Origin of the sequence: Burkholderia sp. B21-005 (genome assembly GCF_020843965.1) — a bacterium.
Taxonomy (GTDB): domain Bacteria; phylum Pseudomonadota; class Gammaproteobacteria; order Burkholderiales; family Burkholderiaceae; genus Burkholderia; species Burkholderia ambifaria.
Genome location: NZ_CP086302.1, coordinates 741,656 through 760,719, shown reverse-complemented (window position 1 = coordinate 760,719; position 19,064 = coordinate 741,656). Strand labels below are relative to the sequence as shown.

At 66.8% G+C, this 19,064-nt stretch carries 19 protein-coding genes; 3 read left to right on the top strand and 16 right to left on the bottom strand.

What is annotated here, in order from left to right; translation table 11 throughout:
• Window positions 1–56: 56 nt before the first annotated feature.
• From LMA02_RS19815 to leuC, 9 genes are all read right to left on the bottom strand, one after another.
• Window positions 57–758, bottom strand: coding sequence for a phosphoribosylanthranilate isomerase (locus LMA02_RS19815; protein ID WP_228909486.1), 702 nt, complete (start codon window positions 756–758; stop codon window positions 57–59).
• On the bottom strand, window positions 755–1,567 hold the full coding sequence (gene truA, locus LMA02_RS19810; protein ID WP_228909485.1) for a tRNA pseudouridine(38-40) synthase TruA: 813 nt from the start codon (window positions 1,565–1,567) through the stop codon (window positions 755–757). The genes LMA02_RS19815 and truA overlap by 4 nt, the downstream gene beginning before the upstream one ends.
• Window positions 1,567–3,642 carry a FimV/HubP family polar landmark protein gene (locus LMA02_RS19805; protein ID WP_228909484.1) on the bottom strand — a complete coding sequence of 692 codons (2,076 nt, stop codon included), beginning with the start codon at window positions 3,640–3,642 and terminating at the stop codon, window positions 1,567–1,569. Before LMA02_RS19805 ends, truA begins: the two co-directional genes overlap by 1 nt.
• A gap of 266 nt (window positions 3,643–3,908) precedes the next feature.
• Window positions 3,909–5,030, bottom strand: coding sequence for an aspartate-semialdehyde dehydrogenase (gene asd, locus LMA02_RS19800; protein WP_006756674.1), 1,122 nt, complete (start codon window positions 5,028–5,030; stop codon window positions 3,909–3,911).
• Between the two features lie 82 nt (window positions 5,031–5,112).
• Window positions 5,113–5,232, bottom strand: coding sequence for a hypothetical protein (locus LMA02_RS19795; RefSeq protein WP_006487736.1), 120 nt, complete (start codon window positions 5,230–5,232; stop codon window positions 5,113–5,115).
• Window positions 5,233–5,351: 119 nt separating this feature from the next.
• A complete protein-coding gene (gene leuB, locus LMA02_RS19790) occupies window positions 5,352–6,419 on the bottom strand; it encodes a 3-isopropylmalate dehydrogenase (RefSeq protein ID WP_228909483.1) in 1,068 nt (355 codons plus the stop codon).
• Window positions 6,420–6,494: 75 nt separating this feature from the next.
• Complete coding sequence (gene leuD / locus LMA02_RS19785; RefSeq protein WP_006756677.1) at window positions 6,495–7,145, bottom strand: 3-isopropylmalate dehydratase small subunit; 651 nt, start codon at window positions 7,143–7,145, stop codon at window positions 6,495–6,497.
• Window positions 7,146–7,210: 65 nt separating this feature from the next.
• A complete protein-coding gene (locus LMA02_RS19780) occupies window positions 7,211–7,357 on the bottom strand; it encodes an entericidin A/B family lipoprotein (RefSeq protein WP_011658379.1) in 147 nt (48 codons plus the stop codon).
• A gap of 3 nt (window positions 7,358–7,360) precedes the next feature.
• Window positions 7,361–8,770, bottom strand: coding sequence for a 3-isopropylmalate dehydratase large subunit (leuC, locus tag LMA02_RS19775; protein ID WP_228909482.1), 1,410 nt, complete (start codon window positions 8,768–8,770; stop codon window positions 7,361–7,363).
• 240 nt (window positions 8,771–9,010) lie between these two features.
• Between leuC and LMA02_RS19770 the strand changes: the two genes are divergently transcribed.
• Both LMA02_RS19770 and LMA02_RS19765 read left to right on the top strand, forming a co-directional pair.
• Window positions 9,011–9,379 carry a cupin domain-containing protein gene (locus tag LMA02_RS19770; protein WP_228909481.1) on the top strand — a complete coding sequence of 123 codons (369 nt, stop codon included), beginning with the start codon at window positions 9,011–9,013 and terminating at the stop codon, window positions 9,377–9,379.
• A 90-nt stretch (window positions 9,380–9,469) separates the two neighbouring features.
• Complete coding sequence (locus tag LMA02_RS19765) at window positions 9,470–10,195, top strand: glutathione S-transferase (RefSeq protein WP_228909480.1); 726 nt, start codon at window positions 9,470–9,472, stop codon at window positions 10,193–10,195.
• A gap of 201 nt (window positions 10,196–10,396) precedes the next feature.
• Here the strand turns inward: LMA02_RS19765 and LMA02_RS19755 are convergent, their stop codons facing one another.
• The 6 genes from LMA02_RS19755 to LMA02_RS19730 all read right to left on the bottom strand — a co-directional run bounded on the left by LMA02_RS19755 (window position 10,397) and on the right by LMA02_RS19730 (window position 16,533).
• Window positions 10,397–11,938: an amino acid permease gene (locus LMA02_RS19755; RefSeq protein WP_228909479.1), complete on the bottom strand. Its 1,542-nt coding sequence runs from the start codon at window positions 11,936–11,938 to the stop codon at window positions 10,397–10,399.
• 139 nt (window positions 11,939–12,077) lie between these two features.
• Window positions 12,078–12,542, bottom strand: coding sequence for an Lrp/AsnC family transcriptional regulator (locus tag LMA02_RS19750; protein WP_228909478.1), 465 nt, complete (start codon window positions 12,540–12,542; stop codon window positions 12,078–12,080).
• 101 nt (window positions 12,543–12,643) lie between these two features.
• A complete protein-coding gene (locus LMA02_RS19745) occupies window positions 12,644–13,402 on the bottom strand; it encodes a dimethylarginine dimethylaminohydrolase family protein (protein WP_228909477.1) in 759 nt (252 codons plus the stop codon).
• 235 nt (window positions 13,403–13,637) lie between these two features.
• Entirely contained in the window at window positions 13,638–14,891 is a 1,254-nt protein-coding gene (locus tag LMA02_RS19740; protein WP_228909476.1) for a DUF1479 domain-containing protein, read from the bottom strand.
• Between the two features lie 111 nt (window positions 14,892–15,002).
• Complete coding sequence (locus tag LMA02_RS19735; protein ID WP_228909475.1) at window positions 15,003–15,392, bottom strand: VOC family protein; 390 nt, start codon at window positions 15,390–15,392, stop codon at window positions 15,003–15,005.
• 88 nt (window positions 15,393–15,480) lie between these two features.
• Window positions 15,481–16,533, bottom strand: coding sequence for an RNA-guided endonuclease InsQ/TnpB family protein (locus LMA02_RS19730; RefSeq protein WP_228909474.1), 1,053 nt, complete (start codon window positions 16,531–16,533; stop codon window positions 15,481–15,483).
• A gap of 119 nt (window positions 16,534–16,652) precedes the next feature.
• Here LMA02_RS19730 and LMA02_RS19725 point away from each other — a divergent pair, with 119 nt between their 5' ends.
• Window positions 16,653–17,630, top strand: a complete 978-nt coding sequence (locus tag LMA02_RS19725) for a helix-turn-helix domain-containing protein (protein ID WP_228909473.1) — start codon at window positions 16,653–16,655, stop codon at window positions 17,628–17,630.
• 90 nt (window positions 17,631–17,720) lie between these two features.
• On the opposite strand, the gene gltA is transcribed toward LMA02_RS19725, so the two are convergent.
• Entirely contained in the window at window positions 17,721–19,022 is a 1,302-nt protein-coding gene (gene gltA, locus LMA02_RS19720; RefSeq protein WP_011658354.1) for a citrate synthase, read from the bottom strand.
• Window positions 19,023–19,064: the final 42 nt, after the last annotated feature.

Sequence of the window (19,064 nt, the reverse complement as noted above, 5' to 3'; positions counted from 1 at the left end):
GGTGTCACTCTCGATTGGTCGGCGCGCCCCGCGTTCGGGGGTCGCACCTTCTTGAATCACCGGGCGTCCGCTTCGCGCACCGCGCGTACGAACGCCGCCATCCGGGCGTGATCCTTCACGCCCTTCGCGCCCTCCACTTCGATGCCACTCGAGACATCGACAGCAAATGGGCGCAACTGGCGGATCGCATCACCGACGTTTTGCGCGCTCAAGCCACCACTCAAAACGGCCCGATGCGCGAGCTCTGCGGGAATAAGAGACCAATCGAAGACCTTGCCGCTACCGCCGTAGTCCGGCACCAGGGTGTCGAACAGGAGGCCGCGCGCTTTCGAATAATGAAGTGCCGATTCTACCAAATCGGACGGCTGCGTCGAGGGGCCGACGCGCACCGCGCGCAACCACGGCAGGCGTGCCGCGCGGCCAAGCGCGTCGCACTGCTCCGGCGTCTCGTCGCCGTGGAATTGCAGCACCGTGAGCGGCACGTCGCGCACGACCGCCTCGATCTCGGCTTCGGTCGCGTTCACGAACAGCCCGACCACCGATACGAACGGCGGCGCGAGGCGCGCCAGTTCGGCCGCCTGCGCGATCGACACCGCGCGCGGGCTCTTCGGGTAGAACACCAGGCCGATCGCGTCGGCGCCGAGTGCCGCGGCGTGCAGCACGTCCTCGGGGCGCGACAGGCCGCACAGCTTGATGCGCGTGCGCGGCGCGAGGCCGGTCGCGGCAGAGATCGGAGAAGACACGGCGTGATCCGTCATGATGGTAGGTCCAGATCGGCCCAGACGCTGCTCCACGGCACGCTGCCGAGTTGCGCGGGCGGGACGGCGAATTCCGCCGGGTAGCCGACATGGGCAAGATACAGCCCGTCGGCCATGAACGTGGGCGCGGCCAGCTTGCGGTCGCGCCCGGCCAGCACGTCGGCGAGCCAGTCCGCCGGATAGCGGCCGCGCCCGACCGCGACGAGGCAACCCATCAGGTTGCGCACCATGTGGTGCAGGAACGCGTTCGCGCGGAAGCGAAAATGAATGAAGTGGCCCGAGCGCCGCACGTCGATCTGATACAGGTGTTTGACCGGCGTCTTCGACTGGCATTCCGACGACCGGAACGACGAGAAGTCATGCTCGCCGATCAGGTGCCCGGCGGCGGCGCGCATCGCGTCGTCGTCGAGCGGCGTGTGGATCCATCCCGCACGGCCGGCCAGCATCGGCGAGCGCACGGGATGCACGTACAGCACGTAGTAATAGGTGCGTTCGAACGCCGAGAATCGCGCATGGAACGTGTCCGGCATCGGCTTCGCCCACTGCACGGAAACGGTCGACGGGAGGAACGCGTTGGTGCCGCGCACCCACGAGAAATCCGTGCGATCGAGGTCCGTGTCGAAGTGCACGACCTGCCCGAGCCCGTGCACGCCCGTATCGGTCCGCCCCGCGACCGTCGTGTGCAACGGCACGCACGCGAATTCGCCGAGCGCGCGCTCGAGCGCGTCCTGCACGGTCTTGCCGTGCGGCTGCGCCTGCCAGCCACAGAACGCGGCACCGTCGTACTGAATTCCCAGCGCGATCCGCATTACGCCTCGTCCGCCAGTTTCGCGAGCAGCGCACGCGCATCGTCGCGTGTGGCGGCGTCGTTCGCGTCGATCACCTCCTGCAGCAGCATGCGTGCGCCCGACAGGTCACCCAGTTCGACGTACTCCGACGCGAGATCCAGCTTGTTGCGCGCGATGCGCGCGAGCTCTTCCGGCGTCAGCGCGGGCAACGCGGCGCCCGGCGCGGACGGCAGGTCGAGATCGAAATCCAGTTTCAACGCGCCGAACTGCGCGCCGCCGAGCGGCGGCAGCGACGACGGCGCGGATGCACCGCCTGCGTGCGGTGCGGGCGTTGCCGCATCCGGATCCCAGCCGAACTCGTCGTCCTGGTCGGCCGGGTGCTCCGGGGACAGATCGCCCGCGCCAATCGGCGGACGCGACGCGAATTGACCGTTAGTTGCGATTTGGTCGCTTTCGGCTTGCCCTTCCCGTGCGGCCGGCTCGTCCGCCTGGCGCGGCGGCAACGGCATGTCGAGGCTGTTGAGCGCGCTGATCGCGTTCTGCATCAGCGCCGCGTGCTGGGCGTCGTTCGTCGAAGGCGCCGCTGGCGTTTGCAGTGGCTCGTCCGCGGCCGTTTCCGCGACGGGCTTCACGTCGTGCGAGGCCGGCGCTGCGCCGCGTTCGAGCGCGACGTGCGCGGACGGTGCTTCCGGTTGATCGTCGTGCGGCGTCGCGGTTTCCGGCGGCGACGCGACCTCGGCTTCATGCGTGTCGACGGCCCCCGCCGCTGCCGCGGTAGCCGCGATCAGATTCACATCGGCCGCTGCGTCGCGTGCAAGCAGCGTCTCGGGAAGGATCGACGGCAAGGGTTCGACGGGCGACGACGATGCGCCAGCATCGACGGCAGCCGCTCCGCCGGATTCCGAGGTGATCGCATCGGCAGGCCGCGCTTTCCGGCGCTTGCGCCACGCGAACCAGGCCGCGAGAACGAGCACGGCCGCGCCGGCCATTGCTGTCGGACGCCAGTCGATCTGTGCCGCACCGCGCGCGGGCGCGGCGGTCGTGACGGGCACGGCCGGCTGCACGGGCGCCGATGCCGGCTGCACCGCGCTGGCGACCACACCGGCCGCCGCTTCGCTCGCGGCCGACGCGGACGCGGCAGCCGATGCACCTGCGTCATTCGCGGCGGGGCGCGGCGCAGCGGGTGCCGGAGCCGGCGCACGCGCCGGTGCAACGTTGTTCGTGTCGGCCGGCTTGCCGATCCCGTGCTTCTGCAGCTCCATCAGCACGCGGTTCTTCAGCGCGAGCAGTTGCTGAAGGCTCGACGGCCGTGGCTGCGACGCGCCCGCGACGGGTGCCGCCGCGGACGGTTCGTGCATGCCTTGAGCCGCGCCGCCCGGTGTGACCTGGGCAGCGGCGTCGCTCGCGGACGACGGCGCGGACTGGATCGCGCCGCTCCACACGTGCGGCCCGCTTGCGCCAGCCGCAGGCGCTGCCGGCTGAACGGGTTCGGCCGTCGACGCGCCATGCGCGGCGGATGCGCCGATCGGCGCCGACGCCCCTGCCGCCACCGCGACGCTTGCACCGCTGACCGGCGCCGCATGCGCAGCCGATGCGGCCGGTGCGCCTTGCACGGCCGACCCCGGGTGCGGCGCGGACGCGCCATGCTGCGCGACTGCGGCCGTGCCTGACGCGGCTACCACCGCCGACGCTGGCGCCGACACCGCCGCTGCACCGGACGCACTCGACGCACCGGCCGCCACGAGCGTCGCGCCCGTCGCATCGAGCGCCGGCACCGTCAGCGTCGCACCGACTTTCAGGCGGCTCGGGTCGCGCTTCATGAACGCCTGCGGATTGGCGTCGAACAGCGCACGGCCGGCGCGCGCGAGCACGGCCGGGTCGTGCGACTGCGTGGCCGCTTTCGCGAGGTCGTTCAACGACTGGCCCGGCTGGACCGTCACGTTCAGCGGCGCGGGGCCGCCGGCGGCGGACGCCGCCAGCTCGCCGGTGTCGGCCGCCCCGGCCGACACGGCCGTGCCGAGCGCCAGGATCGCCAGCGCGCCACGCACGGCGCGCGACAGACGGGACTGACGCGGAAACAAGGAAATTCGGGACATCGTAGGCTCAATCGCCGCGCGCGGGCGCGGCTCGGATTCGCGTAGGGAAGCGTCAATAAAGTCGCCGCAGAAATGCAAAAGCGTCGCGCAGAACGCGACGCTTTCGGCGACTCTGCGCGTCGTAACCGCATAGTTTACTTCACACGATCGGGTTCCGGCCGAATTCGTCGCCGACGGATGCGGCCGTCCATGCCCGGCGCCGACCAATGAAAAACGCCTGCCGCCCCGCAAAGGGCTGGCAGGCGTCTCGCTTCGCGCGTCGGTCCTTACTTGTCGAGCAGGATACGCAGCATGCGGCGCAGCGGCTCGGCCGCGCCCCACAGCAGCTGGTCGCCGACCGTGAACGCCGACAGGTATTCGCCGCCCATCGCGAGCTTGCGCAGGCGGCCGACCGGCACCGTCAGCGTGCCGGTGATCTTCGCCGGCGACAGGTCGCGCATCGACGCTTCACGCTCGTTCGGCACGACCTTCACCCAGTCGTTCGCCGATGCGAGGATGCCGTTGATTTCGTCGAGCGGGACATCCTTCTTCAGCTTGATCGTCAGCGCCTGCGAGTGGCAGCGCATCGCGCCGATCCGCACGCACAGCCCGTCGACCGGAATCGAACCCGGCTCGCCCATGGCCGGCTTGCCGAGGATCTTGTTGGTTTCCGCGCCGCCCTTCCACTCTTCCTTCGACATCCCGTTGCCGAGATCCTTGTCGATCCACGGAATCAGCGAACCGGCGAGCGGCACGCCGAAGTGGCTCGTCGGCATCGCATCGCTGTTCATCGTCGCGAGCACGCGGCGATCGATGTCGAGAATCGCGGAAGCCGGATCGGCGAGCTGTTCCTGCACCGCGCCGTGCAGCGCGCCCATCTGCGACAGCAGTTCGCGCATGTTCTGCGCGCCCGCGCCCGATGCGGCCTGGTAGGTCATTGCCGTCATCCAGTCGACCAGGTTCTCGCGGAACAGGCCGCCCAACGCCATCAGCATAAGGCTGACCGTGCAGTTGCCGCCGACGAAGTTCTTCGTGCCCTTGACGAGCGCGTCCTTGATCACGTCGAGGTTGACCGGATCGAGGATGATGACCGCGTCGTCCTTCATCCGCAGCGACGAAGCCGCGTCGATCCAGTAGCCGTTCCAGCCGGCCGCGCGCAGCTTCGGGAACACGTCGTTCGTGTAATCGCCGCCCTGGCACGTGATGATCACGTCGCACTTCTTCAGCTCGTCGACGTTGGTCGCGTCCTTGAGCGTAGTCTCGTTTTTCGCGAACGACGGCGCCTTGCCGCCCGTGTTGCTGGTGCTGAAAAACACCGGTTCGATCAGGTCGAAATCACCTTCTTCCTGCATGCGTTGCATCAGCACGCTGCCGACCATGCCGCGCCAACCTACGAGACCTACGTTCATGACTAACCCTTTGAATGGAGCTTCCCCGCCATTTCCGCCCCCGGCGTGACCGCGCGGGGAAACAGGCGGGCACGACGGACGATCAGCGTTTAATGATCGTTTTCGTGGTAATGGTTTTCGTGATGACGATGGCGCGCGCACCCACACGGGCAGTGTTGCCGTGGAGTTTCAGGACCGGGGAGATCAGGGAAATCAGCGCCATCGTTCGAGTCTACACAAAGCCGGTTGGCCGCACAACGGCCAACCCTGCGCGAACCGGCCGATTTCATGGCCCGTTCGCGCCCTTTCTACATTAAATACCGTACGTCATCGCCATGCGCGTTACAGCGCGGCGAGCACCGCATCGCCCATCGCCGCCGTGCCGACCTGCTTGCAGCCCGGCGTCGCGATGTCGCCGGTGCGATAGCCTTGTTCGAGCACCGTTTTCACAGCGCGCTCGATGCGATCGGCCTGCTCGGCGCGATTCAGCGAGTAGCGCAGCATCATCGCGGCCGACAGGATCGTCGCCAGCGGGTTCGCGATGCCCTTGCCCGCGATGTCCGGCGCCGAACCGTGCGACGGCTCGTACAGACCCTTGTTGTTCTTGTCGAGCGACGCCGACGGCAGCATGCCGATCGAGCCCGTCAGCATCGACGCTTCATCCGACAGGATGTCGCCGAACATGTTGCCGGTCACGATCACGTCGAACTGCTTCGGCGCCTTCGCGAGCTGCATCGCCGCGTTGTCGACGTACATGTGCGACAGCTCGACGTCCGCGTATTCCTTCGACACGTCGATCATGATGTCGCGCCAGAACTGCGACGTTTCGAGCACGTTCGACTTGTCGACCGACAGCAGCTTCTTCGCGCGCTTTTGCGCGGCCTGGAACGCGACGTGCGCAATGCGGCGCACTTCTGGTTCCGAGTAGCGCATCGTGTCGAAGCCTTCGCGCGCGCCGGCGAACGGGCCGTCCGGCGCTGCACGCACGCCGCGCGGCTGGCCGAAGTAGATGTCGCCGTTCAGCTCGCGCACGATCAGGATGTCGAGGCCCGCAACCAGTTCCGGCTTCAGCGGCGACGCATCGACGAGTTGCGGATAGCAGATTGCCGGGCGGAAGTTCGCGAACAGCTCGAGGTGCTTGCGCAGCCCGAGGATCGCCTGCTCGGGGCGCAGCGCGCGCTCGAGCGAGTCGTACTTCCAGTCGCCGACCGCGCCGAACAGGATTGCGTCCGCTTCCTTCGCGAGTTTCAGCGTCGCGTCCGGCAGCGGATGACCGCTCGCCTCGTAGCCCGCGCCGCCGACCGGCGCCTGCTCGAGTTCGAACTGTTCGTCGAGGGCGTTCAGCACCTTGACGGCTTCGTTGACGATTTCCGGACCGATGCCGTCGCCGGGCAGCACTGCAATCTTCATGCGTTATTCCTGACTGGGTAGGTGTGGGTGGCAGGTCGGCGAGCGCGCGTCATGCGCGCCCGCCCGGAGGCAATCTCAGCCGACCAGCTTGTTGTTGAGCCACGGCTGCTTCGCGAGCCGCTCGGCTTCGAACTGGCGGATCTTGTCCGCGTGACGCAGCGTCAGGCCGATGTCGTCAAAGCCGTTCAGCAGGCAATACTTGCGGAACGCGGCGATGTCGAACGGATACTCGCGGCCGTCGCCCGTGCGCACGACCTGGGCGTCGAGGTCGACCGTGAGCTGATAGCCGTTGAACGCATACGTGTCGTTGAACAGGTGATCGACCTGCTGCTCGGTCAGCACGATCGGCAGCAGCCCGTTCTTGTAGCAGTTGTTGAAGAAGATGTCGGCGAAGCTCGGCGCGATGATCGCGCGGAAGCCGTACTGCTGCAGCGCCCACGGCGCGTGCTCGCGCGAGCTGCCGCAGCCGAAGTTCTTGCGTGCGAGCAGCACCGATGCGCCCTGGTAGCGCGGCTGGTTCAGCACGAAGTCCGGGTTCAGCGGGCGCTTCGAGTTGTCCTGGCCCGGCTCGCCGTGGTCGAGGTAACGCCACTCGTCGAACGCGTTCGGACCGAAGCCCGTGCGCTTGATCGACTTCAGGAACTGCTTCGGGATGATCGCGTCGGTGTCGACGTTCTCGCGATCGAGCGGCGCCACGACGCCGGTATGCACTGTGAATTTTTCCATGATCCGTCTATCCGGTTGAAGGGCCGGCATTCAGCCGGCGCACATCGACAAATTCCTGGCGGGCGTCAGTCCGCGGCGCGCTGCAGCGCGTTGCCGGCGGCATTGACGTCCTGGCCGAAGCCTCGGACGGTATTGCAGCCCGCAAGGCCGAAGCCCAGCCCCGCGAGCGCCAGCGCGGCAACCAGCCGCGCGATGAGCTTCGATGCCGTCACGCGTTACCCCAGCTGGCGAATGTCGACGAAGTGGCCTTCGATCGCCGCCGCCGCCGCCATCGCGGGGCTCACGAGGTGCGTGCGACCGCCCGCGCCCTGCCGGCCTTCGAAGTTGCGGTTCGACGTCGATGCGCAGCGCTCGCCCGGTTCGAGCCGGTCGGCGTTCATCGCGAGGCACATCGAGCAGCCCGGCTCGCGCCATTCGAAACCCGCATCGGTGAACACCTTGTCGAGCCCTTCGCGCTCGGCTTGCGCCTTCACGAGGCCCGAGCCCGGCACGACCATCGCGAGCCGCACGTTCGATGCGATGCGGCGGTTCAGCTTCTTCACGACATACGCGGCCGCGCGGATGTCCTCGATGCGCGCGTTCGTGCACGAACCGATGAAGATCTTGTCGACCTTGATCGACTCGATCGGCGTGTTCGGCTCGAGCGCCATGTAGGCCAGCGCGCGTTCGATCGCGCCGCGCTTGACCGGATCCTTCTCGCGCTCGGGATCGGGCACGCGACCGTCGATCGACGTGACCATCTCCGGCGACGTGCCCCACGTGACCTGCGGGACGATCTCGGCCGCGTTCAGCTCGACCACGCGGTCGAACTGCGCGCCTTCGTCGGACTTGAATTCGCGCCAGTACTCGACGGCCTGGTCCCATTCCGCGCCGGTCGGCACGAACGGACGGCCCTTCAGGTAGTCGATCGTCGTGTCGTCGACGGCGACCATGCCCGCGCGCGCGCCGGCTTCGATCGCCATGTTGCAGACGGTCATCCGGCCTTCCATCGTCAGCGCGCGGATCGTCGAGCCGCCGAATTCGATCGCGTAGCCCGTGCCGCCGGCCGTGCCGATCTTGCCGATGATCGCGAGCACGATGTCCTTCGCGGTACAGCCGCGCGGCAGTGCGCCCTCGACCTTCACGAGCATGTTCTTGCTCTTTTTCTGCAGCAACGTTTGCGTCGCCAGCACGTGCTCGACTTCCGACGTGCCGATGCCGTGCGCGAGCGCGCCGAACGCGCCGTGCGTCGACGTGTGCGAATCGCCGCAGACGATCGTCATGCCCGGCAGCGTCGCGCCCTGCTCCGGCCCGATGATGTGCACGATGCCCTGGCGTACGTCGTTCATCTTGAATTGCGTGATGCCGAACGCGTCGCAGTTCGCGTCGAGCGTGTCGACCTGCAGCTTCGAGACCGGATCGGCGATGCCGTGGCTGCGATCCGTGGTCGGGACGTTGTGGTCCGACACGGCCAGGTTTGCGCTGATGCGCCACACCGGGCGGTGCGCGACGTTCAGCCCTTCGAATGCCTGCGGGCTCGTGACTTCGTGCAGCAGCTGACGGTCGATATAGAGCAATGCCGTGCCGTCGTCCTCGGTGTGGACGACGTGGGTATTCCACAGTTTGTCGTAGAGAGTCTGTGCCATGGGTATGCGGGGTCGTTGTGACTACAAGCCTTGCGGATGCGATCGATTATGCCACGCAGAATGCGCCGCGGCGCAGGCGCCGCGCGAAAAAACCCATTAAAAACAGTGGTTTGGCTGGTAGTGCCAATACCTGTATCGGCATTACCCGGCAAACGGCGTTCACCCCGAGCCGGATTCCGGCATACGATGGGACGACGCACGTCTGAACGTCCCCACGATCCGGACCCGGAGCCCACGACGATGAAGCTCGGCATCCATGATTCGCTCGCCCGCCTCGACGCTGAAGGCACGCTGTTCACGACACTGTTTCGCCACGGCTCACTCGACATCGAGTTGTACCGGCCGCGCGGCGAGGACCTGCAAACGCCGCATACGCGCGACGAGGTCTACGTGATTGCCGCGGGCACGTCGCGGTTCGTCCTCGACGGACGCGAATGCGGCGTCGCGGCCGGCGACGTGCTGTTCGTGCCCGCGTTCGCGGCGCACCGCTTCGCCGGCTTCTCCGACGACTTCTCGACCTGGGTGTTCTTCCATGGCCAGGAAGGCGGCGAACGCGGCGAGCGCAGCACCGGACGCGACGCGCGCGGCACTTCCCGCTCGATCTCCTAGACTGTCTATTCGCAACGGGCGGCGCATGGCCGCCCTCCCCGCCACCACGATGCGGGCAACCCCGACGCATCGACCGGACAGGAGCAATGCATGCGATATGAACTCTATTACTGGCCCGAAATCCAGGGTCGCGGCGAATACGTGCGGCTCGCGCTCGAGGCGGCCGAGGCCGACTATGTCGACGTCGCGCGCGAATCGGGGCGCGGCATGGGCGTGTCGGCGATGATGCGCATGATGGACAGCACGAAGGACGAATGCGTGCCATTCGCGCCGCCGTTCCTGAAGGCCGGCGACGTGGTCGTCGGGCAGGTCGCGAACATCCTGCTGTTTCTTGGCGCGCGGCTCGGGCTCGCGCCCGACGACGAAGCCGGGCGGCTGTGGGTGCATCAGCTCCAGCTGACCATCGCCGATTTCGTCACCGAGATCCATGACACGCATCACCCGATCGGCAGCGGCCTGTACTACGACGACCAGAAGGCCGAGGCCGCCGAGCGCGCGGCCGATTTCCTCGCGCACCGGCTGCCGAAATACCTCGGCTACTTCGATCGCGTGCTCGAGCAGAACCCGCACAAGGGCGGCTATCTCGCCGGCAGCGCGCTCAGTTACGCGGACCTGTCGATATTCCAGCTGATCGAAGGCCTGCGCTACGCGTTTCCGAAGGCGATGAAGCGCGCGGAGCGCAAGGTTGAGGGACTCGTCGGCCTGCACGATCGCGTCGCGCAGCATCCGCCGGTCGTGCGTTATCTCGAGTCCAAGCGCCGCATCCCGTTCAACGACATGGGGATCTTCCGGCACTATCCGGAGTTGGACAAGTAGCGTCGATTCAGGCGCGGACCGGCGTCTCGTGACGCTGTCGCCACGCGGTCAGGCCATTCGCTTCACGCCGGAACACGGCCAGCGAGCGTCGCACCGCGCGCCGCCCTTCACCGTCGGTCGGTGTCTCGCGCCATTCGTCGATCGCGATCGCGAGTCCAGGGCGTGCGCCATGCCCGCGCAACTGCGGCGCACGCTCGCCATTCAGCGCGACTGCCCGTGCTGCCCGTGCTGCATCAGCGCCGCGTCGACGGCCTCGACCGAGCGCGTGAGCCACGGCCCGATATCCATCTCCTCGTACCGCACGAGCCGGCTCTTGCGCACGCGGCGATACGCCCACCAGATCGCGACGAACAGCGGGATCCACACATAGATCGACAGCACTTCCATCCAGTTGATGCGGGTCGCGAAGAACGCCTGGTAGTCCTGCCCGAGCGAGATCACGATGCAGATCGCGATCGCGAACAGCGGCCCGAACGGAAACCACTTCGCGCGGTACGGCAATTGATCGAGCCGGTAGCCCTGCTTCAGGAAGCCCTTGCGGAACCGGTAATGACAGACCGCGATGCCGAGCCACGCGATGAAGCCGGTGATGCCGACCGTATTGAGCAGCCACAGATAGATGCTCTGGTTGTTGGTCAGCGACGTGAGAAAGCACAGCCCGCCCACCGCCATCGTCGCGTACAGCGCGTTGCGCGGCACGCCGCCCGGTGACAGCGTCGCGAACATCGCGGGCGCACGGCCCTCCGCCGCGAGGTTGTACAGCATCCGCGTGGCCGCATAGGTGCCGGAATTGCCGGCCGACAGCACGGCCGTCAGGATCACCAGGTTCATCGCGCCGGCCGCGAGCGGAAAACCCGCGTGGCTGAACACGAGCGTGAACGGGCTCACGCCGATATCGGTCACGTCGCTCTTCAGCAGGTTCGGATCGGTGTACGGCACCAGCAGGCCGATCACGAAGATCGCGAACACGTAGAACAGCATGATCCGCCAGAAGATCTGCTTCACCGCGCGCGGGATCGTCTTGCGCGGGTTTTCCGATTCGCCGGCCGTGATCCCGACCAGCTCGGTGCCGAGAAACGAGAAACCCGCGATCAGCGCGACGCTCATCATCGCGTGCACGCCGCCGACGAACGGCGCGTCGCCGGTCCTGAAGTTGCGCCAGCCCACCGGCTGCCCGTTGCCGAGCAGCCCGGCCGCGATCAGCAACCCGGCCGCGATGAACGCGATCACGGTGACGACCTTGATCAGCGAGAACCAGTATTCCGATTCGCCAAAGCCGCGCACGGACAGCGTGTTCAGCAGGAAGATCAGCACCAGGAATCCCGCGCCCCACCATACGCCCGGTATCGCGGGAAACCAGTAGCGCATCACGATCTGCGCGGCGACCAGCTCGATCGCGATCGTCACGGCCCAGCTGTACCAGTAGGTCCAGCCGAGCGCGACGCCGAAGCCTTCGTCGACGTATTTCTCGCCGTAGATCGCGAACGAGCCCGACACCGGCATCAGCGCGGCCATCTCGCCGAGCCCGGTGACGACGAAATAGACCATCAGCCCGATCGCGATATACGCGGCGATCGCGCCGCCCGGCCCCGCCTGCGCGACCGACGCGCCCGACGCGACGAACAGCCCCGTGCCGATCGAGCCGCCGATCGCGATCATCGCGATGTGGCGGCCCTGCAGCCGGCGCTTGAGCGCCGTCCCGGACGGCGCGGCCGTCTGCGCTGCCGCTTGCAAAGCATCCATAGTATTCACCCTGATTGGATTCGGGCCGCTCGAATTGATTCGGAATACCAATCGATCGACCCGGTTATTCGCTTCGAAAACCCGTTCTGCCCGCCGGGCCGCGCGTTCGATGCCGGCGGCCCCGACGCGCGCTGCCGCGTCAGACGATGCTGCGCTTGATCGCCTGCAGCTCGGCGGTCGTCACGATCTTCTCGATCCGGAACCGCGGGCTTTCCAGCCACACGTTCGCGATCCGCCGGTATTCGTCGAGATCCTCGCACGCGAGCCGCACGAGAAAATCGAACGTGCCGCTGACGAGCCAGCAATCGAGCACGGCCGGATTGGTCCGCATTTCGTCCTCGAACGGCGCCTGCGAACGCCCGTGATCGGCCAGCACGATCTGCGCGATCACGACGATCGGCTTGGTCGCGCGCGGCGCCTTGATCATCGCGCGGTAGCCTTCGATCACGCCGAGCGCCTCGAGCCGCTCCACGCGCGCCTGGCACGGACGCGGCGTGAGGTTCACGAGCTCCGACAGCTTGCGGTACGAAATCCGTCCGTCGGTACGCAGGATGTCGAGGATCCGGAGATCGATCTTGTCGAGCTGCATCTTCTTGTCGGTCATCCGCGTTCGCTCCGGTCGGGTCGTGGCTGGTGCGCGGAGCGTCTCCTCCGTTTCCGCGCGGGGGCCACATTATCCGGCCGAAGCAACCGCGCGCCAATCGGCTAGAACCGCAGCGACAGGCAGGTCAGGCCGCCGTCCATCTTGCGGAACTCGCTCGTGTCGATCACGTGCAGCGGCAGCCCGAGCGAGCCGATCGCATCGTGCACGCGCGGATAGCCGGCCGGCGTGATCAGCGTGCCGTTCACGCGCAGCGTGTTGCCCGCGTATTCGTCGGCGGCCGAGATCGCGATCCGGCGATAGTCGGCGAACGCCGGATGCGCGGCCAGCGCCTCGGTCACGAGCAGCGTGTCGTCGCCGAGCGCGTTGACGACCGACTTCAGGTGCAGGCCCGCGCCGACCGGCACCGCGACGACCGAATAGCCGTAGCGCGACACCAGCGATTCGAACGCGGCGATGGCTTCGGCGTCGGTGCGGCCCGTGAGGCCGATGTAGAAGCGCTTGCCGACCAGCATCACGTCGCCGCCGTCGAGACGGCCTTGCTGCATCGGCAGCAGGTCGCGATGCGCGCCGAGCGCGGCTTCGATGTGCACCGTCTCACCGCGCCGCGCAGGCGCGCCGGGGCGCGTGATCACCGCGAATTCGGGCGTCACGACGGCGACGTCCTCGACGAAATGCGAATCGGGGAACGCGTCGAGCGGCGGCAGCTCGGTCAGCTCGACGCCGAGCCCGCGCAGCGCGTCGCAGTAGGCATGGAACTGCGTGAGCGTCTTGTCGTAGTCGGGCGCGCCGAGCGTGGCGGTGGTAAGACCCGCGCCACAGGACGGCGCGGGACGGCGAACGATCGCTTGCGTGAATTGCATCGACTCCTCCATGGTCACGCTGCCCCGTGCGGCGCACGGGGCAGCTGCGTTGTGTCCGGACCATTATCGGAAGCCAAATTGCGCAATTCGCGTCGATTTCGGGCACGCCTGCAGCCGATCGCGTCGAATTGAACGCGGGATGCAGCCGATTCGGCAGACGGCCGGCGGAAGCGGCGCGATCGACCGATTCCGGGAGCCGGAGCGTCCGATCCGGCCGCTGCGGCCGCTGCATCCGTCATGTAGCGAGCGGCTCGAACCCCATTTGCGCACGGCCAAGCGCCGTGAGGTCGCCCTCGCCGCCCCGTCCGTCGAATTCGACCTCGAAATGATCGGCCGGGAAATCCGGCGGGCTGTCGCCGCGCAGGAACGCGAGCCGCTGGCGCTGCAGGTAGGCGTCGTTCTTCGCGCAGCCGGGCGCGGCCGCGATGTACATCACGTTGCTGTCGCCGCTACCGCGATGCGCATCCTCGACCGCGTGCACGACGTCGCCGTGCCAGAACACGGCATCGCCCGGCTCCATGTGCGGAATCGGCATCAGCGCGTCGAGCAGCAGCGCATGCCATTCGGGCAGGATCGACAGCGCGCGGCCCGGACGCGCGCCGCACAGGTCGTCGTCGGCGACGTCGTCCTGCAGCGCGCGCAGCACGACGTACGCCATCGCGTTCGCAACCGGAATCAACTGCAGCGTGCCATCGCCGGGCCCCTGCGGCGTCAGCGCGGTCCAGCCCTGGAACGTGCGGAACATCGAGCATACGGCCGGCGACGGAATCTCCTCGACATCGGGACGAAACGCGGCGTCGAACGGGTCGTAATCGCGCCAGCGACCGCCCAGCACGTGGCGATAGACCTGCCGGAAATTCGCGCCGAGCCAGCGTTCGACCGAGCCGCCGTCGACATGCGGCGACAGCCCGAGCGACGTGGAGCCCGGGGGCCGGCGGCGGATCCGGTCCGCGTAGGCCGGCACCTGGTCGGGATCGAAATGCGTGCGCTGGCCGTCCGCATGCCGCCACAGGCGGTTCATGAACACGCGGGCCTGCGTGAGCGCCGGCGACTGGCGCGCGGCCACCTGCGGCTTCGACCAGTAGACGCCGTAGATCTGCGGCTTGCCCGACGCGAGATTGCCGAAGTAGCGGTCCTCGGCACGCGCATCCAGCCGCTCGGCGAAGCGGTTGGCATCCAGGTAGGCGCCGATCTCGTCGTTCCAGTCACGGGCCTGCGCCGCGTCGAACACGCCGCGGATCACCGCCGCACCGTGCGTGCGGATCGCGGCGATCGCCTGCGGATCGACGGTGCCGCTCGCGATATCCGCGAACCGCAGCACCGGAATCACGTCATGGCCGTGCGCGTGCGCACGGCGGATCGCGTCGACCTGCCGCGCGATATCGCCCTCCAGTTCGCGGAACGTGGCCGCGTAACCGGGCAGGTCGGCGCGCAGCGCCCTTTTCGCCGTGCGGATCGCGGCCGGCAAATCGTCGATCGTCAGGTGCATCGCTGTCTCCTCGTGGAATCGTGTCGTGACGAGTACTCAGCGTACAGCCGACGCACGGTTGCGATCGACACTATTCGGCCAACAATCGATACAATTCTGACAACCGACTCGCTACTCGGCGCGATGGCAGACCACGCACAGCTTGTTGCCGTCCGGGTCGCGGAAATACGCGCCGTAGTAGTCGCGGTGATAGTGCGGCCGCAGGCCCGGCGGCCCTTCGCAGGTGCCGCCGTGCTGCAGTGCAAGCGCATGGCAGCGATCGACCTGCGCGCGCGTTTGCGCGTCGAACGCGATCGTATGGCCATTGCCCGGTTCCGGCACGCGGCCGTCGAGCGGCCGGCCGAAGAAGAACAACGGCCGGTCGGCGTCGGCCGGCATCCAGCCCGACCAGCCGTCCGGCTCGCTGAATTTCAGACGCAGCCCGAGTTCCGCGAACAGCGGCGCGTAGAAATCGTACGCGCGCGCGGTATCGCGGACGCCCACGCAAACATGTGAAAACATGGCATCGCTCCGTCGTGACGATCGATCACGATCATGCCACGGCGCGGTGCCGCGCTCGACCGGAGGTCGCGTTGACGTCCTCCTCCCCCTAAAGGCGGAGGATTCCCACACCTGGCGATGCACGTCCGCATCGGAGAATGTTCAGCGCAGCGTTGATATCACGATCATGCTCGACACCACAGTCACTGCAGGCCCATTCTCTTATTCGCAGTCCCGCGATACCTTTCGGCCGCGTCGTGCTGTCTTTCGACCCGCACGACGAACAGGACTGGGTAGAACCGCTTTCGTCGACTTCCTCGAACGTGGCCCCGTGCGCCATCGCCTTGTAACGGAGCTTGTTTCGGAAGGACGACCAGGATGCGTCGTAGACGCTCTTCGCCATCCTGGTTCTGGCGAGCTTCGCGGCCGACACGTTGCCGACCGCGAGGTAATCGAAACGCCGCACCAGATCGAGCGCGAGCTTGTGCTGGAAATCGGCACGGGCATTCGCCACTTTGGCGTGCAGCTTCGCGATATGTCGCTTGTGCTTTCGCGCCCGTTGCGCTTTCGCAAGCTTCTCGGCCGCGCATCGACCGAACCGATCGTTAGGCAGCTTCTCGCCCGTCGAAAGTGTGGCGAAGTCTTTCAAGCCGAGATCGATGCCGACACCGGAACGGATTGGGCGGACTTGAACATCGGGCATCTCGATCACGATGTTGAGAAACCAGTTGCCACGTGCATCCTGCGCAAAGTTGGTCCCGTCCTTGATCTTGCCTTCGGGAAGCGGCCTGCTGTTGAACACTCGAAACGTGTTGCCGGCGAAACGGAACGCGTCGCCTTCGCGCTTCAGGTCACGCCCCTTCAGCGGCACCCAGCCCAGCGATTTCCTGCCGCGATAGCGCAGGTAGGGCCGACGGTGCTGACTGCGCGACTTCGCGTATTGCTCGCACGTCGCGTTGATCGTGCCGGAGTGGATGCCGAGCGCCTTGCTGCTCCCCGTCGTCAGCACGTTCAGATCGAATCCCGTCGGCCACTTCTTGCTCCACTTGAGCGCGTGCTTCTGCGTGTCGTTGCAGAAGTTCCAGACGTAGTTCACCGCACGGCTCTGCTTGTTGAGCAGTCCGTTGAGCGACTTCACCCGGTAGCGGTAGACAAGAATCATGCCGGGGATCCTAACCCGTGGAAGAAGCTGCCTGTCAACAGCACTCCTTTCCTTCCCGCCATCCGCCCCGAAGGAAGTCCTCTTGGGGGAAATGGCGGGGTTTCTCGGAGCAAATCCTGATGAAACCGCAGTACGAGCATGTGGCGTTCGCCCCCGGCTGTTCGATCCGCGTGTACCACCGCCAGCTCGCGCGTATTCCGTTCGAATGGCATCGCCACCCCGAGTACGAACTGACGCTGACACTGAACAGCCGCGGCCGACGCTTCGTCGGCGATCACGTCGCCCGCTACACGGACGACGACCTGGTGCTCGTGCCGCCCAACCTGCCGCATACGTGGTCGTCGAACGCGCGCATCGATCGCGACGCGCCGGAAGTCGCGCTCGTTGTCTGGTTCGACGGCGACTGGGCGCGGCGCATTGCCGATTGCTGCCCCGAGTACGCGCCGCTGCGCTCGCTGCTGCGGCGCGCGGCGCCCGGCCTCGCTTTCGACGCCGCGACGGCCCGCGCGATGCGCGAGCGACTGCCGCGGTTGCTCGACCCTTCGCCGCGCGTGCGCCTCGCGGCCGCGCTCGACACGCTCGCCGAACTTGCGGAAGCCGGCGGCGAGCCGCTCGCCACCGCGCAGGCCTACGAGCGGGCCGACACGGCAACGTCATCGGCCGACTCGGCCGCGCCCGAAGCCGAGCGCCTCGATCGCGTGCTCGATGCGATCGACCGGCACTTCCACGAGCCGCTGCGTATCGACGCGCTCGCCGCCGTCGCACACATGTCCGAGCGCACGCTGCAGCGGCTGTTCGTGCGGCACCTCGGCGAAAGCGTCGGCCGCTACGTGCAGCGGCTGCGGCTCGCGCATGCGTGCCGCCACCTGGTTGGCACCGACTGGCCGATTGCGACGGTGGCCGCACGCTGCGGCATTCCGAATGCCGCGAACTTCAACCGCCAGTTCCTCGCCGCGCGCGGGATGACGCCCGGCGCTTACCGGCAGTTCTTCGCGCAGCACGGCCACGCGCCCGACGCCGACGCGCCGCCGCTCGACACGCGGCCGCCGTCGCTGGATCACCGCAGCGGATCGGGCGAACCTGCGCCGCGCAAATGAAAACACCCCGGCGGGATGACCCACCGGGGTGTCGGGGCGTTGCGATTGCCGGACGCGAGCGGCCTGACGGCCGGTCGCGCCGCGCACGACTTAACGTGCGTTGATCGGCTTCGCTTCGCGCGGCGCGTCGCCGATGAACAGCTGACGCGGACGGCCGATCTTCTGCTCCGGATCCGCAATCATTTCGTTCCACTGTGCGATCCAGCCGACCGTACGTGCCATCGCGAAGATACACGTGAACATCGACGTCGGGATGCCCAGCGCGCGCTGAACGATGCCCGAGTAGAAGTCGACGTTCGGGTACAGCTTGCGCGACACGAAGTATTCGTCTTCCAGCGCGATCTTCTCGAGCTGCATCGCGAGCTTGAACAGCGGGTCGTCGTGCAGGCCCAGTTCGTTCAGCACTTCGTAGCACGTTTCGCGCATCAGCTTCGCACGCGGATCGTAGTTCTTGTACACGCGGTGGCCGAAGCCCATCAGCTTCACGCCCGAATTCTTGTCCTTCACCTGCTTGATGAACTCGGGGATGTTGTCCGGCGAACCGATCTGCTCGAGCATGTTCAGCGCGGCTTCGTTCGCACCACCGTGCGCCGGGCCCCACAGACACGCGATACCGGCAGCGATACACGCGAACGGGTTCGCGCCCGACGAACCGGCCAGGCGGACCGTCGACGTCGATGCGTTCTGCTCGTGATCAGCGTGCAGGATCAGGATACGGTCGAGTGCGCGGACGAGCACGTCGTTGACCTTGTACTCTTCGCACGGGTTCGAGAACATCATGTGCATGAAGTTCGCGCTGTACGACAGTTCATTCTTCGGATAAACGAACGGCTGGCCGATGCTGAACTTGTACGCCATCGCGACGAGCGTCGGCAGCTTCGCGATCATGCGGATCGCCGATACTTCACGGTGACGCGGATCGTTGATGTCGAGCGAGTCGTGATAGAACGCCGACAGCGCGCCGACGGCCGCCACCAGCACCGCCATCGGGTGCGCGTCGCGACGGAAGCCACGGAAGAAGAAGTGCATCTGCTCGTGCACCATCGTGTGCTTCGTGACGGTGTCGACGAATTCCTTCTTCTGCGCCGCGTTCGGCAGCTCGCCCTTCAGCAGCAGGTAGCAGGTCTCAAGGAAGTCGGCGTTCTGCGCGAGGTTGTCGATCGGGTAGCCGCGGTACAGCAGTTCGCCCTTGTCGCCGTCGATGTACGTGATCGCCGAATTACAAGCTGCCGTCGACATGAAACCCGGGTCGTAAGTGAACTTGCCGGTCTGGCCGTACAGCTTGCGGATGTCGATTACGTCCGGGCCCATCGTGCCCTTGTAGATCGGCATTTCGACGCTCGGCGAGTTGTCGCTGAACGATAGCGTGGCTTTAACATCAGACGGAGTCATGGCACATCCTCAATCGAAATAAAGAAACGGGATTCGATAACG